The organism is Ruegeria sp. HKCCD7303, from assembly GCF_013111185.1.
GTDB lineage: Bacteria > Pseudomonadota > Alphaproteobacteria > Rhodobacterales > Rhodobacteraceae > Ruegeria.
This window is the reverse complement of record NZ_WVRE01000005.1, coordinates 149,608-162,755: the sequence shown is the minus strand read 5'-3', so window position 1 is coordinate 162,755 and position 13,148 is coordinate 149,608. Positions and strand designations below refer to the sequence as shown.

Sequence of the window (13,148 nt, the reverse complement as noted above, 5' to 3'; positions counted from 1 at the left end):
AGCTTGCGCTGCAGCCCTTTTTTGAGCCTTATGCCTTCACCGGATAGCGGTCTGGTTCTTCAAAAACGTCAATCACACGAGAACCCGCTTTGATCTTGCCACCGTGTTCGACACCCGAAGGGATCGAATAGCTGTCGCCCGGGCGGTATATTCTGGTCTCGGTGCCGATGGTCAGTTCGACCTCACCCTCGACGACAGTGCCCCATTGGGCTTTGTGAGAATGTGCGGGCAGTTCAAAATCCTTGAGAAAAGTAAAAAACGCCACCAGCCCAGCATCCGACCGGATCACAGCGGTCTGAACTACATCTTCGGGGAAAGGGACGTCGAGGCTGGGAAATGCTGTGATGAAATCGGGATATGTCATGAAATGGTCCTGTGTTGTCATGGTTCGGCTGTTTACCGGTACTATGGACGCCAGATTGCCCGTCTGCAATTCTGGGCTTCTTGACCGTCGGCGGGCACGCAGCTATGGCCCTGCGCATGGAAAAGCAAAAGAAACCTTCGCGTCAGCAAGTTTATACTCTTCTGGTCCAGATCGGTCGCAAGGATGGTGACGGGCTGCCCGAAGGGGCGACCGGCGCGGCGTTGATCTGCTATGCCAGCGGAGTCGACGAGGCCGAGGCCGTGCGCGAAACGGTGGCCATTCTGAAGCAAGCCGATACAGCGCCGCTGGATGTCACCGGGTATGGCACTTTGGCGGAACGCGAAGCGCAAGGGCATGACATAGAGCCGGACGAGCGTGCCCTAATGCAACGCGCATTGGACGAAAACGCCGTGATCGTCGCGCAGATGACACCGTTTTATGGCGACGAGGCTGAAGCCTAGTTTCGTGTACCGAACCACTTGCGGTAAATTTCGTCGTAAGTTCCATCTTCGCGCAGTGACAGTAAAGCCTGATTGACGTCCTCGACCAGCGGCGATCCTGTCGGGAATGCGATGCCATAGTTTTCGCGCAGGAAGATGCCGCCTGTCATGGACGCAATACGCCGCCCCTCATGCGAGGCGAAATAGGACAGGACTGGCGCGTCAAATACGACTGCGTCAAGTTCCTCGGCCTTGAAGGCGTCCAGCATCTGCTCCAGTCCGGGATAGCCGGTGAATTCGATCTCACGCCGGTTTAGAAAACTTGCCGCGGTCGAGTTGGAAATGGTGCCGACATTTTTGCCGTAAAGATCGTTGACCGAGTTCACGCTGCCGGTAATCGCGTCTACCGTCATGACCGAGGTTATGCGTGCGGTGAAAACCGACACAATGAACAGCGACGACACAACCAGCACGACCCCCAACATTCGCCCAAATGGGGTGCGGGGCATCCGCTCTTCGAAGCCGCCATTCACAACCAAGTTGAGCGCCCACCAGAATGACGGGAACCAGGCTTCGTTCAGTTTGCGGTCGAAATAAGGTTGGGCGCGGCGCTCAAAGCTCCACATCAACATGCCGCCGCCCAGTAGAATGGCAAAGGCCAGACCGATAGCAATGAAGAGTTCTTTGGACAGCAACGCCTGCAACAGCGAGGGCCGACGAACCGCGTCTGACGGCACCATGATCTGCAGCCCGGCCTCAAAGATCGGCTGACTGAAATCCATCTGTGTTTCACGCATCGCCGTGATCGAGATATTGGCGATGGCTAGGTCGGCAGACCCGTCTTGTACGGCACCCAGCATTTCGGAAAAGGCGTCCACACGGTTGACGGAATAGTCCCAGCCCAGCGACTCGGCCAGTGCCGCAAGCAAGTCCATCGAGAAACCCGTTTCATCCCCGTCCTCGACATAAGAAAACGGGGGGCGTGTCACGGTCGTGACGGAAAGGGTCTGTGCCAGGCTCTGCTGTGCGATGACGGCGAAAGTCAGGCAGATCAGAGCGTAAAACGCGCGTTTCATTTTCTTTTCACCTGTTTCGCGGCCCTGTAACGCGATTGTGTGACACACGGCAAGGTGGTCGCTGGGTAAATTGCCATGTTTTGTTGGGGTCTCGCTTTGACACGTCCGGCGTCGGAAGATTGATTTTTTTGTGGATTGGGGTTGGAAAACCGGGCAATTCGTTGAATCTGTGCGCGAACCCGCGAAAGACAAAGCTCCAGAGGCCTCCGCATGACCGACCCCGTTCAATTGACAGCCGACCTGATTCGTTGCCCATCGGTCACACCGGAAGAGGGCGGCGCGCTTGAATTGCTCGACTCGGTTCTGACTGGCGCGGGCTTTGAGTGCACACGTGTCGACCGTGGCGGCATCAGTAACCTTTTCGCGCGGTGGGGCCAGAAAGGCCACGCGCGCAGCTTCGGGTTCAACGGCCACATAGATGTTGTTCCGGTAGGCGACGAAGAGGCTTGGACGATGCCGCCTTTCGGGGCCGAGGTGCGGGACGGTGTGATGTACGGGCGCGGTACCACCGATATGAAATCCGGGGTCGCGGCGTTTGCTGCGGCTGCGATAGACTTCGTGCGCGACACACCGCCGGACGGGGCCGTCATCCTGGCGATTACCGGCGATGAAGAAGGTGATGCGCTGGATGGCACCACCGCCTTGCTCGACTATATGAGCAGCGCAGATGAGCGCATGTCGGTCTGCCTGGTAGGTGAGCCCACATGCCCGAACACGATGGGCGAGATGATGAAGATCGGCCGTCGCGGTTCGATGACGGCATGGTTCACGATCACTGGCGTTCAGGGGCATTCGGCCTATCCGCATCGGGCTAAGAACCCACTGCCTGCGATGGCGCGGCTGATGGATCGGTTGGCAAGTCACGAACTGGATCAGGGCACGGATCACTTCGACGCCTCAACTTTGGCAGTGGTCACGATCGACACGGGGAACGCTGCCACCAACGTGATCCCAGCCCGGAGCAGTGGCGCGGTCAATATTCGTTTCAACGATCTGCATTCCGGTGCGAGCCTAAGCGATTGGTTGCAATCAGAGGCGGATCAGGTGGCTGCCGAGTACGGCGTTGAGGTGGACGTAAGAATCAAGATTTCTGGGGAAAGCTTTCTGACCCCGCCGGGGCCACTGTCTGATCTGGTGGCCAAGGCGGTCGAAGCGGAAACCGGTGTCACGCCCGAGTTGTCCACAACAGGAGGCACATCGGATGCGCGTTTCGTCAAAAATCACTGCCCGGTGGTTGAGTTTGGGCTGGTCGGGCGCACCATGCATCAGGTGGATGAATGCGTCGAGGTGGCACAGGTCGAACAGCTCAAGTCGATCTACACGCGCATCCTGACGGAATACTTTGCCTGACCCATGCCGCGCACATTGGTGATCATGGTCAAGGAACCCCATCCGGGTCGGGTGAAAACACGGTTGGGTCGCGACATCGGCATGGTGGGTGCAGCATGGTGGTTCCGGCATCAGACCCGGTCGTTGATCCGGCGTCTGCGGGATCCACGCTGGCAGATCGTATTGGCGGTGTCCCCGGATGCAGAGGGTCTGAACAGTCGGGTCTGGCCGGCTGATTTGCCGCGCGCCGCACAGGGGCGTGGCGATCTGGGGGATCGGATGGGGCGAATGCTGCGGGGCATGCCCAAAGGTCCGGTTTGCCTGATCGGTGCCGATATTCCGGGAATTTCGCGGGCTCACATTGCCAGCGCTTTTGGTGCACTGGGGCGGTCTCAAATGGTCTTTGGCCCTGCACCGGATGGCGGTTACTGGTTGGTTGGCGCGCAACGCTATGCGGCTTTGCCAGCAGGTCTGTTTCGCAATGTGCGCTGGTCGACGGAACACGCTTTGGCGGACACGTTGGCCACGGTTCCCGGCGCGCGGGTCTCGTTGCTGGATCACCTGCGCGATGTGGATACGGTGGCCGATCTGAAAGCCTGAAGTTTTTTGATCATGACGCGGTCGCAAACGCGTGATAGGCCGAAGATATGACTCGCATCCCCACCAAGCAGGAGGTCCTGGACTGGATCTCGGCGAACCCCACTCTGACGTCGAAACGCGATATTGCCAAGGCCTTTGGCATCAAGGGCGCAGATCGGATTGATCTCAAGCGCATCCTCAAAGAACTTGAGGCCGAAGGGCATCTTGAAAAGCGCAAGCGCAGCTATCGCGACCCGGATCGCCTGCCGCCGGTCAGCGTTTTGCAGGTCAAGGCACCGAACCAAGATGGAGACCTGTTTGCCCGTCCGCTGGAGTGGCATGGTGAGGGGGTCGAGCCCATCGTGCTGATCATTGCCCGCGCCAGTGATCCGGCGCTGGGCGAGGGCGACCGCATTCTGGCGCGTCTGACCGTGGTGCATGAAGAAGATCATAACTATGAAGCTCGCTTGATCCGCCGCATCGGAACCAACCCGCGCAAAATCGTCGGCATCTTCCGCAAGGGCGCCGAAGGGGGGCGGATCGTGCCCATCGACAAGGCCGGATCCACCGAATGGCTGGTTGCCGACGGGGCACTGCTGGGCGCTAAAGACGGCGAATTGGTCGAAGCTGAGCAGGCGGGACCCAAAAATCGCATGGGTCTGCCGCGTGCGCGCATTGTTGAACGTTTGGGTGATCCGACCGCGCCCAAGGCTGTGTCACTGATCGCGATTCATCAGCACGGCATTCCGGATGACTTCCCTGACAAGGTGATTGCCGAGGCGGACAAGGCCAAGCCAGTTGGTTTGAAGGGCCGCGAAGACCTTAGGGAAATGCCTTTGCTCACCATCGACCCTTCGGACGCGCGGGATCATGACGATGCATGCTATGCGCACGCCGATGACGACCCGAAGAACCCGGGCGGGCACGTGATCTGGGTCGCCATTGCAGATGTCGCCGCTTATGTGCAGCCCGGAACTGCCCTGGATCGTGAGGCGCGAAAGCGGGGCAACTCAAGCTATTTTCCTGATCGGGTGGTTCCGATGCTGCCGGATCGTTTGTCGGGCGATTTGTGTTCCCTGCACGAGGGTGTGCCGCGTGCCTGTATCGCTGTGCGGATGCAGATCGACGGAGATGGGAACAAGATTGGACATCGCTTTGTCCGCGGACTGATGCGGTCGGCTGCCTCGCTGAATTACTCAGAAGTACAAGAGGCCATTGACGGCACTCCGAATGATCGCACCGGGCCGTTGCTGGAGCCAGTGTTAAAACCGCTCTATGCCGCGTACGCTGCCTTGAAAAAGGCCCGCGCGGTGCGGCAGCCGCTAGAGCTTGATTTGCCCGAACGTAAGATCGTTCTGTCAGAAACCGGCGAAGTGACGAGCGTGGCGTTCCGCGACCGTTTGGATGCCCATAAGCTGATCGAGGAGTTCATGATCCTCGCCAATGTCGCCGCTGCTGAAACCCTGATTGCCAAGCGCCGCCCGCTATTGTTCCGTGTGCACGAGGAACCCGCGCCTGAGAAGCTTGAAAGCTTGCGGGAAACAGCACAGGCGGCGGGTTTGAACCTGGCCAAGGGGCAGGTATTGCAGACCCGGCATCTGAACGCATTGTTGAACGCGGCTGCGGGGACAGAGGACGCCGAACTCATCAATCTGACCACTCTGCGGTCAATGGCGCAGGCTTATTATAACCCCGAGAACTTCGGGCATTTCGGATTGGCGCTGCGGAACTATGCGCATTTCACATCACCCATCCGCCGCTATGCCGACCTGATCGTACATCGCGCTCTGATCTCGGCCCATGGCTGGGCCAAGGACGGGCTGACTGAAGATGAAATTATGCGCTTGGACGAAATCGCCACGCACATCTCGGACACAGAGCGCCGTTCGATGATGGCGGAACGGGACACAACCGATCGTTATCTGGCCGCCTATCTAAGCGAGCGGGTGGGCAATGAGTTCTCTGGCCGGATCAGCGGCATCGCCCGTTTCGGGGCCTTCGTGAAGATGGACGAAACCGGCGCGGACGGGCTGGTGCCGGTGCGGTCTTTGGGGCGCGAGTTCTTTCATTTCGACCGCGAGGCCGGGACACTGATGGGGTCGGACACCGGCCTGATCATCGCCATCGGTCAGCGTGTCACCGTTCGCTTGACCGAAGCAACACCTGTTACTGGCGGTCTGGAACTGGAACTTTTGTCGATCGACGATCAGGCGCTGCCGCGCGGACGGGGTCATTCCAAGCGGGCGACCCGCCGAAAGGCTGTCAGCACCAAGCGCAAGAAGGACAAGATCAAGCGCAAGGTGGAACGCAAGCGCCGTCAGAGGTGATAGGTCAGCGCCCGGGCGATCAGCCACCCGTGGCGGTTCGGATCTATCTGATGCGGGTCGTCGAACAGAAGGGCACGGGTCCCGTCAATGCGATCTTCATTCGGGAAGGCAGAGGTGAAATCACCCATCAATCGGCTTTGACAATGCACGAACAGTGCAAAACTGGCCGACTTGTGTGCCCCCAGCCGGATCGTTGATCCTTTGGGCGCAAGATACGCAGGTTGGCCCCAGCGCAGCTCCTCTCGCAGCGGGGTGGCCGCGGGCAGAGTTGTTGCCGTATCAATGATCAGGTCACGCAGCGCAAAGGCCCCTTCGCGCGCGGGCGGTGCCAGGGCCTCGAATGCTGCGGCGACTTTGGGGTTATCAAAAGGTTTCAAACGGGTATCGCCTGTTCCATCCGGTCCACGTAACTGTTCAACACCTTATCCTGTTTGATGCGCTGGGTCAGCGGGGTATCCGCAGGCGTTACGCGCATTGCAGCCAGCATCGGACCGACGCTCATATCCGCAGACGTCGGCCTGTCCCCCAGCAAGAACGAGGATTGCCAAAGATAGGCCGAGATCGCCTCAAGATCGCGTTCAACCCTGTCCAACCGTTCGGACAGCGAGAACCGCCCAATCCCTTGAGACGTAATCCCCTTCAGAACAGATTTTCGGATTGCGTTGGACGCAGGCTTGCGGATCAGGGCCGGTATCCCGGTAAAGAAGGTTTCGCGTAGGATCGGCCACACGTCGTCATTGCCCCAACGGTCCAGAACGATGTGAAAATACAGGTGTTCTTCGGCCATGCGCACCAAAGCGCGGGAATGCGCCTTTTCCACATCGGTCAGCCCCTGATCGAAATTTGCGCCGTTGGTTTCCAGCCAGTCGCGGATCAGGTCGCTGTCGGGGATCAGACGCTCGGGTGTGCGCAGAACGGGTAGTTTCTGATGCGGCATCTTTCGGGGATCAAGCATGTCAGAGCGCTGCCATTTCCGGCCGGAATGTTGCAGCATCAAAGCCGTCTTGACGCAGAACGGGCTGGCACTGAACAGGCCGAAGGCAGAAGGATAGGTGAGAAGGGTCAGCATCACTGGGCTCCGTTTGTGGGGATGCTTGATACGTAGTCGGCACTGATGACAGTTTCTGACATTAGGTTTAAGCTAGGGTGCATCATGTCTCGCACCGCCCGACTCTTCCAATTGATGCAGGCCCTGCGTTCTGGCCCGTCGCCCAAAACCTCAGCGCAACTGGCGCAGGATCTGGATGTGTCTGCCCGGACCATCCATCGCGATATCGATGCGCTGCGTGGTCTGGGGGCCGTGATCGACGGCGAAGCGGGGTTTGGGTTTACTCTGATCGAGGATGCAACATTGCCCCCGCTGGGCTTCACCGATGATGAGCTTGAGGCGCTGGTTCTGGGCCTGCGTGAAGTTCAGGTTATTGGTGATCCGGCTTTGGCAGAAGCTGCCAATGCTGCCCTTCGAAAGTTGCAGGGCCGCTTGCCCGCGCGTCAGTCGCACCGATTGAGTCACGCAATTTTGGCGGCCACCCGGTTTGACCGACCCCCGGCACCGACGATTGACGCGGCAACACTAAGACAGGCGGCTTGGGATGAGCGTGCAGTAGAGTTTTCCTATACCGACGCAAAGGGAGAGGCCACGCGGCGGCGCGTAGATCCGCTTAGCATCGTCTATATGGACCGTTCGAACGTGTTACTCAGCTGGTGTCATCTGAGGCAGGATTTCCGCGTTTTTCGCCTCGACCGGATGCAGGATATGTGTGTGACGGATCAAAGCTTTAGGCCAAACCGGGTGCCGATGCTGCGCGATGTGCTGGCCCGCATACGCGCAGACCGGGAAGCACAAGACTGCGAGGCAGGTACCTGAGCGCTTTGTGATTTACCGATTTTGCGCTACCCTAAGGGTGAGCAGTAATCAGGAAAAATCGGTATGCATAAATGCGTAGGCGGCGTCATGACCGTCGCATTATGGGCATCCATGGTGCAGGCGGACACAACAAAAACTGGAAAATGGTCGGGCGGCAATATGCTTGGCGAAACGATAAAGCTGGCCTCGGCAGACTTGGCTGTTTCGCTTCGACCCGTTCCGCGACCATCAATCGAGGCGCTGCAGGTGTCTGCGGCGGCGGCAGCGCGGTTTCAGGTTTGGCTGAGCGCGTTTCAGGATAGGGCGCGACAGCAGGGCATATCGCAAGGAACGCTGTCTAAGGTGTTTTCGGACATAACGTTTGACGAAGACATTATCGCGCGGGATCGAAATCAGGCGGAATTCTCGAAACCGATCTGGGAATATCTCGATTCCGCCGTCTCGGATACGCGCCTGTCCAATGGTCGGGCCGCAATGCAACGGCACCGGCAGGTGCTGAAGCAGATCGAGGCTGAATACGGAGTCGAGAAAGAGGTGGTCACGGCAATCTGGGGGCTGGAAACCTCGTTTGGGTCCTACCGTGGCAGTAGCCGCACGCTCAGGTCTTTGGCGACACTGGCTTTTGATGCACGGCGTGCTCAGTTCTTCGAAACTCAGTTAATCGCTGCCCTAAGGATCGTGCAGGCAGGCGATGTAAGCGCTGCAAATATGTTGGGCAGTTGGGCGGGCGCGATGGGCCACACGCAGTTCATGCCGACCTCGTATCTGGATCATGCGGTCGACTTTGACGGAGATGGCCGTCGCGACATTTGGTCAGATGACCCAACGGATGCGCTGGCTTCGGCGGCGTCGTATCTGGCGCAACACGGCTGGACTAAGGGGCAACCTTGGGGTGTCGAAGTGCGATTGCCTGCGGATTTCGATTACGCTTCGGCCCGGCGCGACTTCACCCGGATGCCGTCCGCATGGGCTGCACAGGGTGTCGTGGGAACTGACGGCAACGCTGTTGCGGATCATGGTCAGGCCGCGATTCTGCTTCCCGCAGGCGGGCGGGGTGTTGCCTTGATGATCTTCGACAATTTCAAAGTGATCGAGGCGTATAACGGGGCCGACGCGTATGTGATCGGAATCGGGCATCTGTCCGACCGGCTGGCCGGAGGTGTACCGTTTCGATCCGACTGGCCGCGCGCTGACCGCGTGTTGAGTTTCACCGAAAAAAAGGAACTGCAAACCCGCCTGACCAATGCCGGGTTTGATACAAAGGGTATAGATGGGCGGGCTGGGCCGAACACGATCAGCGCGGTGCGCGCATACCAACTGGCGCAAGGTTTGCGGCCAGATGGGTATCCAACTGAGGAACTATTGGAGCGGCTGCGATAAGGCAGTCGTAAAACCCAAGGCCGGCTCAGTTTCAAACCCAGGCGCTGACTGCGTCTTTCACGATTTGGCATTGTGAAGCCTCCTGTCTGCCACCACTCACACGGCAGACAGGAGGTAGACCCTGCGGGATGGCAGGTTGCGATACAGGCCGAGGTAATATTCTTCCGAAGCGCATTCGAATATTTGAAGTTGACGTGGGTGAAATCAAGTTTTTTGTCGCGCGTAAACTTATGGTAGCTGTTGGCAAGAGGTCTCGTAACTATTGACGACTGTCTTCTCAAAGGTGGCAACGTGCAGAGTTCTACGTCTGGGTTTGCAGTAAGAAACGTAAGTTTGAAGCCAAATAAGAAAAGGGACGCTGTTCAAAGCGTCCCCTGACTCTAATAATTTCGAAATGGCTTACGAGGCCGCTTTCATCAATCCTTGTGCGATGATCTCGGCCTGCGCCTCATCTAGCGATTTGTGGATTCGCACAAACATCTCGTCGATATCTGCGGGGGTCAGGATCAGCGGGGGTGATATGATCATCCGGTCGCCGACATGGCGCATGATCAGGTTGTTGGCAAAGCATCGGTCGCGACAGATATAGCCGACAGTGCCTGGCTCGGACGCGAATTTGGCGCGGCTGGCCTTGTCTGGTGTCAACGCGATTGAGGCCATCATGCCGACAATCTTTGCCTCACCGACCAACGGGTGTTCGGCCAGAGCCTCCCATTTTTCCTTCAGGTAAGGGGCAGCTACATCGCGTACATGCTCGACGATTTTCTCTTCTTCAAGAATGCGCAGATTTTCCAAAGCTACGGCAGCGGCGACCGGATGGCCGGAATAGGTGTAGCCGTGGTTGAACTCGGTGCCGCCGATCACTTGGGCAATCTCGTCGTTCACGATTGATCCACCGATGGGCGCATAACCCGAGCTCAGGCCCTTGGCGATGGTCATGATGTGCGGCTTGATCCCGACGGTTTGCGAACCGAACCAATTGCCGGTACGGCCAAATCCGCAGATGACCTCGTCGGCGATCAAAAGGATGTCGTACTTGTCACAGATACGCTGGATTTCCGGCCAATACGTATCCGGCGCGACGATCACGCCGCCTGCGCCCTGCACGGGTTCGGCGATAAAGGCTGCAACGCGGTCTTCGCCCAGTTCCAGAATGGCTTCTTCCAGTTCGCGTGCGCGGGCCAGTCCGAATTCTTCGGGCGACATGTCACCACCTTCGGCCCACCAATTGGGTTGGTTGATATGGTGAATGTTTGGAATCGGGATGCCGCCTTGCGCGTGCATTCCTGCCATACCTCCCAACGAGGCCGAGCCCACGGAAGACCCGTGGTAGGCATTATGGCGGCTAATGATGATGTTCTTATACGGCTGGCCTTTTTCGGCCCAGTAAGTTCGGACCAGACGGATATTGGTGTCGTTGGCCTCGGACCCGCCCGCCGCAAAGAAGACGTGGTTCAGATCGCCAGGCGCCAACTCGGCAATCTTTGCGGCCAGTGCTATGGCCGGAACGTGGGTCGTTTTGAAAAATGTGTTGTAGTAGGGCAGTTCACGCATCTGACGTGCGGCTACTTCGGCCAGTTCGTCGCGACCGTAACCGATATTGACGCACCACAAGCCAGCCATGGCGTCAAGAATCTCTTCGCCCTCGCTATCGGTCAGATAGACCCCCTTGGCGCGAGTAATCACGCGTGCGCCTTCCTGACCCAGCGCGCCGTTGGCAGAAAATGGATGAAGGTGATGCGCGGCGTCCAGTGCCTGTAGTTCGGCGGTTGGCATATGGTTGGTGATGGTGGACATCTGAGGCTCTCCCACAAAAGCAGTGGTGATCACAATATGATCAAATTTTGGACTGTCAATCGAATCGGACGAAATCAGCCTGATGTGAGCGACTCCGAGATCAATTCCATACCCTGTTCAATGTCCTGAGCGGTAGCTTTTGCCGCCTTTTCAGCGTCTCCGTTTCGTAATGCGCTGATGATATCCTTATGCCGATCAGGCAGGCTTTGCGTGCCAAAGCGACCGCACACCACACGCAGAGACGGGCCAAATCGCAGCCACAGTCTTTCGGCAAGATCACTGAGAATCGCTGCATTGGCGTGGGAATATAGCGATTCATGAAAGGCCTGGTTCAAACGCAGATAGCCCCCAACGTCGCCATCTGCGATCATATGATCCAGCTGTTTGTCGATATGCTCAAGATGATCTATGTCGTCTGCCTGTAAATTCGCAGTGGCGAGTCTGGAAAGCTCTGATTCTATTGAGATTCTGGCGAAAATCATCTGCTCAATGTCGTCGGAGGTCAAAAGCGGAACGCTAACGCGGCGGTTGCCTTGAAATACCAAGGCCCCGTCCGAAATCAGCCTACGGATTGCCTCGCGGACCGGGGTCATTCCAACACCCAGCGAATCAGTCAGACCCTGGATTGTGACGGGTTGCCCAGGGACCAATTCCCCAAACAGGATCTGCGACCTGAGGGTTTGATAAACCTGCTCGTGCGCGGGCTGTTTCCCGCTTTCGGCTTGCGGCGAAGATGCCTTATTTTTGATCAAATCCAATTGGTTCATCCTATTTCGACTAACCCTGACTTGTCAGGTGACAGGCCTCGTGAAACCATACGCTGGATCGGGGGAAAACGCAAAACTTGATCAAATCCAAAAAAACGGGAAAATAGCCGTACACTTGCAGGGAGAAGAATATGACAATCAAAACGCTGACCATGACAGCGGTCATCGCATTGGGGACTTCAGCGGCTTTCGCTGAAGAGGTGCGTGTCTACAACTGGTCCGACTACATCGACGAAGAGCTTCTGAGCAAATTCGAGGAAGAAACTGGTCTGACCCTCATCTACGACGTGTTTGACAGCAACGAGGTTCTGGAAACCAAGATGCTGGCTGGTGGTTCGGGCTATGACGTGGTGGTGCCTTCTGGCACGTTCCTTCAACGTCAAATTCAGGCAGGGGCGTTTCAGGAACTGGATGCGGCCAAATTGTCGAATGCGGGCAACCTTTGGGACGTTATTCAAGAGCGAACTGCTGGATATGACCCAAACAACGCCTATTCGATTAACTATATGTGGGGCACCACGGGCATTGGTGTGAATGTCGACAAGGTCAAAGAAGCCTTGGGCGACGATGTGGCACTGAACAGCATGGATCTGGTTTTGAAGCCAGAGAACATGGAAAAACTGGCGTCGTGTGGTGTTCATTTCCTTGATGCGCCAGCCGAAATGATACCGATGACCTTGCAGTATATCGGTGAAGACCCGGACAGCCACGACCCGGATGTGATCAAGAAAGCCGAAGACGTTCTGATGAGCGTTCGTCCGCACATCCAAAAGTTCCACAGTTCGGAATACATCAACGCGCTGGCGAATGGCGATATTTGCGTTGCCGTGGGTTGGTCAGGTGACATCCTGCAGGCACGAGACCGCGCAGCCGAAGCCGAGAACGGTGTGAACATCGAATATCATCCGTTCGCGGAAGGATCGCTGATGTGGTTTGACCAAATGGCGATCCCGGCGGATGCACCGAATCCGGAAGGCGCGCATAAGTTCCTGAATTTCATCCTGGATGCCAACAACATGGCTGCCGCGTCCAATTACGTCTACTACGCCAACGGCAACGAAGCTTCGCAGGAGTTCCTCGAGGAAGACGTGATCGGCGATCCGGCGATTTATCCGGATGAGGCCACGATGCAAAACCTGTACATCACGACGCCATATCCCGCGAAAACGCAGCGCGTCGTGACTCGTCTTTGGACCAAGATCAAGTCAGGTACCTGATCGGA

At 57.5% G+C, this 13,148-nt stretch carries 13 protein-coding genes; 7 read left to right on the top strand and 6 right to left on the bottom strand.

Features of this window, described 5'->3' with window-relative positions:
* Positions 1-28: 28 nt before the first annotated feature.
* Positions 29-364, bottom strand: a complete 336-nt coding sequence (locus GS630_RS14560) for a cupin domain-containing protein (protein ID WP_171180425.1) — start codon at positions 362-364, stop codon at positions 29-31.
* Positions 365-480: 116 nt separating this feature from the next.
* On the opposite strand from GS630_RS14560, the gene GS630_RS14555 reads away from it, so the two are divergent.
* Entirely contained in the window at positions 481-825 is a 345-nt protein-coding gene (locus GS630_RS14555; protein ID WP_171180372.1) for a hypothetical protein, read from the top strand.
* Here the strand turns inward: GS630_RS14555 and GS630_RS14550 are convergent.
* On the bottom strand, positions 822-1,880 hold the full coding sequence (locus GS630_RS14550) for a transporter substrate-binding domain-containing protein (protein WP_171180370.1): 1,059 nt from the start codon (positions 1,878-1,880) through the stop codon (positions 822-824). The two genes, GS630_RS14555 and GS630_RS14550, sit on opposite strands and share 4 nt — an antisense overlap.
* Positions 1,881-2,090: 210 nt before the next feature.
* Here GS630_RS14550 and dapE point away from each other — a divergent pair, with 210 nt between their 5' ends.
* From dapE to rnr, 3 genes are read left to right on the top strand one after another with little or no spacing between them, the layout of a single operon-like run.
* Positions 2,091-3,230: a succinyl-diaminopimelate desuccinylase gene (gene dapE / locus GS630_RS14545; RefSeq protein WP_171620116.1), complete on the top strand. Its 1,140-nt coding sequence runs from the start codon at positions 2,091-2,093 to the stop codon at positions 3,228-3,230.
* Between the two features lie 3 nt (positions 3,231-3,233).
* Positions 3,234-3,809, top strand: a complete 576-nt coding sequence (locus tag GS630_RS14540; protein ID WP_171180366.1) for a TIGR04282 family arsenosugar biosynthesis glycosyltransferase — start codon at positions 3,234-3,236, stop codon at positions 3,807-3,809.
* A gap of 47 nt (positions 3,810-3,856) precedes the next feature.
* Complete coding sequence (gene rnr / locus GS630_RS14535; RefSeq protein WP_171712081.1) at positions 3,857-6,115, top strand: ribonuclease R; 2,259 nt, start codon at positions 3,857-3,859, stop codon at positions 6,113-6,115.
* Here the strand turns inward: rnr and GS630_RS14530 are convergent.
* Entirely contained in the window at positions 6,106-6,492 is a 387-nt protein-coding gene (locus tag GS630_RS14530; RefSeq protein ID WP_171620112.1) for a DUF1801 domain-containing protein, read from the bottom strand. The two genes, rnr and GS630_RS14530, sit on opposite strands and share 10 nt — an antisense overlap.
* A complete protein-coding gene (locus GS630_RS14525) occupies positions 6,489-7,184 on the bottom strand; it encodes a glutathione S-transferase family protein (RefSeq protein ID WP_171180359.1) in 696 nt (231 codons plus the stop codon). Before GS630_RS14525 ends, GS630_RS14530 begins: the two co-directional genes overlap by 4 nt.
* Positions 7,185-7,268: 84 nt before the next feature.
* Here GS630_RS14525 and GS630_RS14520 point away from each other — a divergent pair, with 84 nt between their 5' ends.
* Together GS630_RS14520 and GS630_RS14515 are read left to right on the top strand one after the other, a co-directional pair.
* On the top strand, positions 7,269-7,982 hold the full coding sequence (locus GS630_RS14520; protein WP_171620110.1) for a YafY family protein: 714 nt from the start codon (positions 7,269-7,271) through the stop codon (positions 7,980-7,982).
* Positions 7,983-8,069: 87 nt separating this feature from the next.
* Entirely contained in the window at positions 8,070-9,362 is a 1,293-nt protein-coding gene (locus tag GS630_RS14515; RefSeq protein WP_253285882.1) for a lytic murein transglycosylase, read from the top strand.
* A 399-nt stretch (positions 9,363-9,761) separates the two neighbouring features.
* Here GS630_RS14515 and GS630_RS14510 read toward each other — a convergent pair whose 3' ends face one another.
* Both GS630_RS14510 and GS630_RS14505 read right to left on the bottom strand, forming a co-directional pair.
* Positions 9,762-11,159: an aspartate aminotransferase family protein gene (locus tag GS630_RS14510; RefSeq protein ID WP_171620106.1), complete on the bottom strand. Its 1,398-nt coding sequence runs from the start codon at positions 11,157-11,159 to the stop codon at positions 9,762-9,764.
* A 74-nt stretch (positions 11,160-11,233) separates the two neighbouring features.
* Positions 11,234-11,917 (bottom strand): GntR family transcriptional regulator, encoded by a 684-nt coding sequence (locus GS630_RS14505; RefSeq protein ID WP_253285881.1) that lies wholly within the window; start codon positions 11,915-11,917, stop codon positions 11,234-11,236.
* Between the two features lie 140 nt (positions 11,918-12,057).
* Between GS630_RS14505 and GS630_RS14500 the strand changes: the two genes are divergently transcribed.
* Complete coding sequence (locus GS630_RS14500) at positions 12,058-13,143, top strand: polyamine ABC transporter substrate-binding protein (RefSeq protein ID WP_171620102.1); 1,086 nt, start codon at positions 12,058-12,060, stop codon at positions 13,141-13,143.
* Positions 13,144-13,148 lie beyond the last annotated feature (5 nt).

Coding starts and splice junctions, on each gene's coding strand:
- dapE (WP_171620116.1), top strand. CDS start 2,091: ATGACCGACCCCGTTCAATTGACAGCCGACCTGATTCGTTGCCCATCG.
- GS630_RS14555 (WP_171180372.1), top strand. CDS start 481: ATGGAAAAGCAAAAGAAACCTTCGCGTCAGCAAGTTTATACTCTTCTG.
- GS630_RS14560 (WP_171180425.1), bottom strand. CDS start 364: ATGACATATCCCGATTTCATCACAGCATTTCCCAGCCTCGACGTCCCT.
- GS630_RS14500 (WP_171620102.1), top strand. CDS start 12,058: ATGACAATCAAAACGCTGACCATGACAGCGGTCATCGCATTGGGGACT.
- GS630_RS14515 (WP_253285882.1), top strand. CDS start 8,070: ATGACCGTCGCATTATGGGCATCCATGGTGCAGGCGGACACAACAAAA.
- GS630_RS14520 (WP_171620110.1), top strand. CDS start 7,269: ATGTCTCGCACCGCCCGACTCTTCCAATTGATGCAGGCCCTGCGTTCT.
- GS630_RS14540 (WP_171180366.1), top strand. CDS start 3,234: ATGCCGCGCACATTGGTGATCATGGTCAAGGAACCCCATCCGGGTCGG.
- GS630_RS14525 (WP_171180359.1), bottom strand. CDS start 7,184: ATGCTGACCCTTCTCACCTATCCTTCTGCCTTCGGCCTGTTCAGTGCC.
- GS630_RS14550 (WP_171180370.1), bottom strand. CDS start 1,880: ATGAAACGCGCGTTTTACGCTCTGATCTGCCTGACTTTCGCCGTCATC.
- GS630_RS14510 (WP_171620106.1), bottom strand. CDS start 11,159: ATGTCCACCATCACCAACCATATGCCAACCGCCGAACTACAGGCACTG.
- rnr (WP_171712081.1), top strand. CDS start 3,857: ATGACTCGCATCCCCACCAAGCAGGAGGTCCTGGACTGGATCTCGGCG.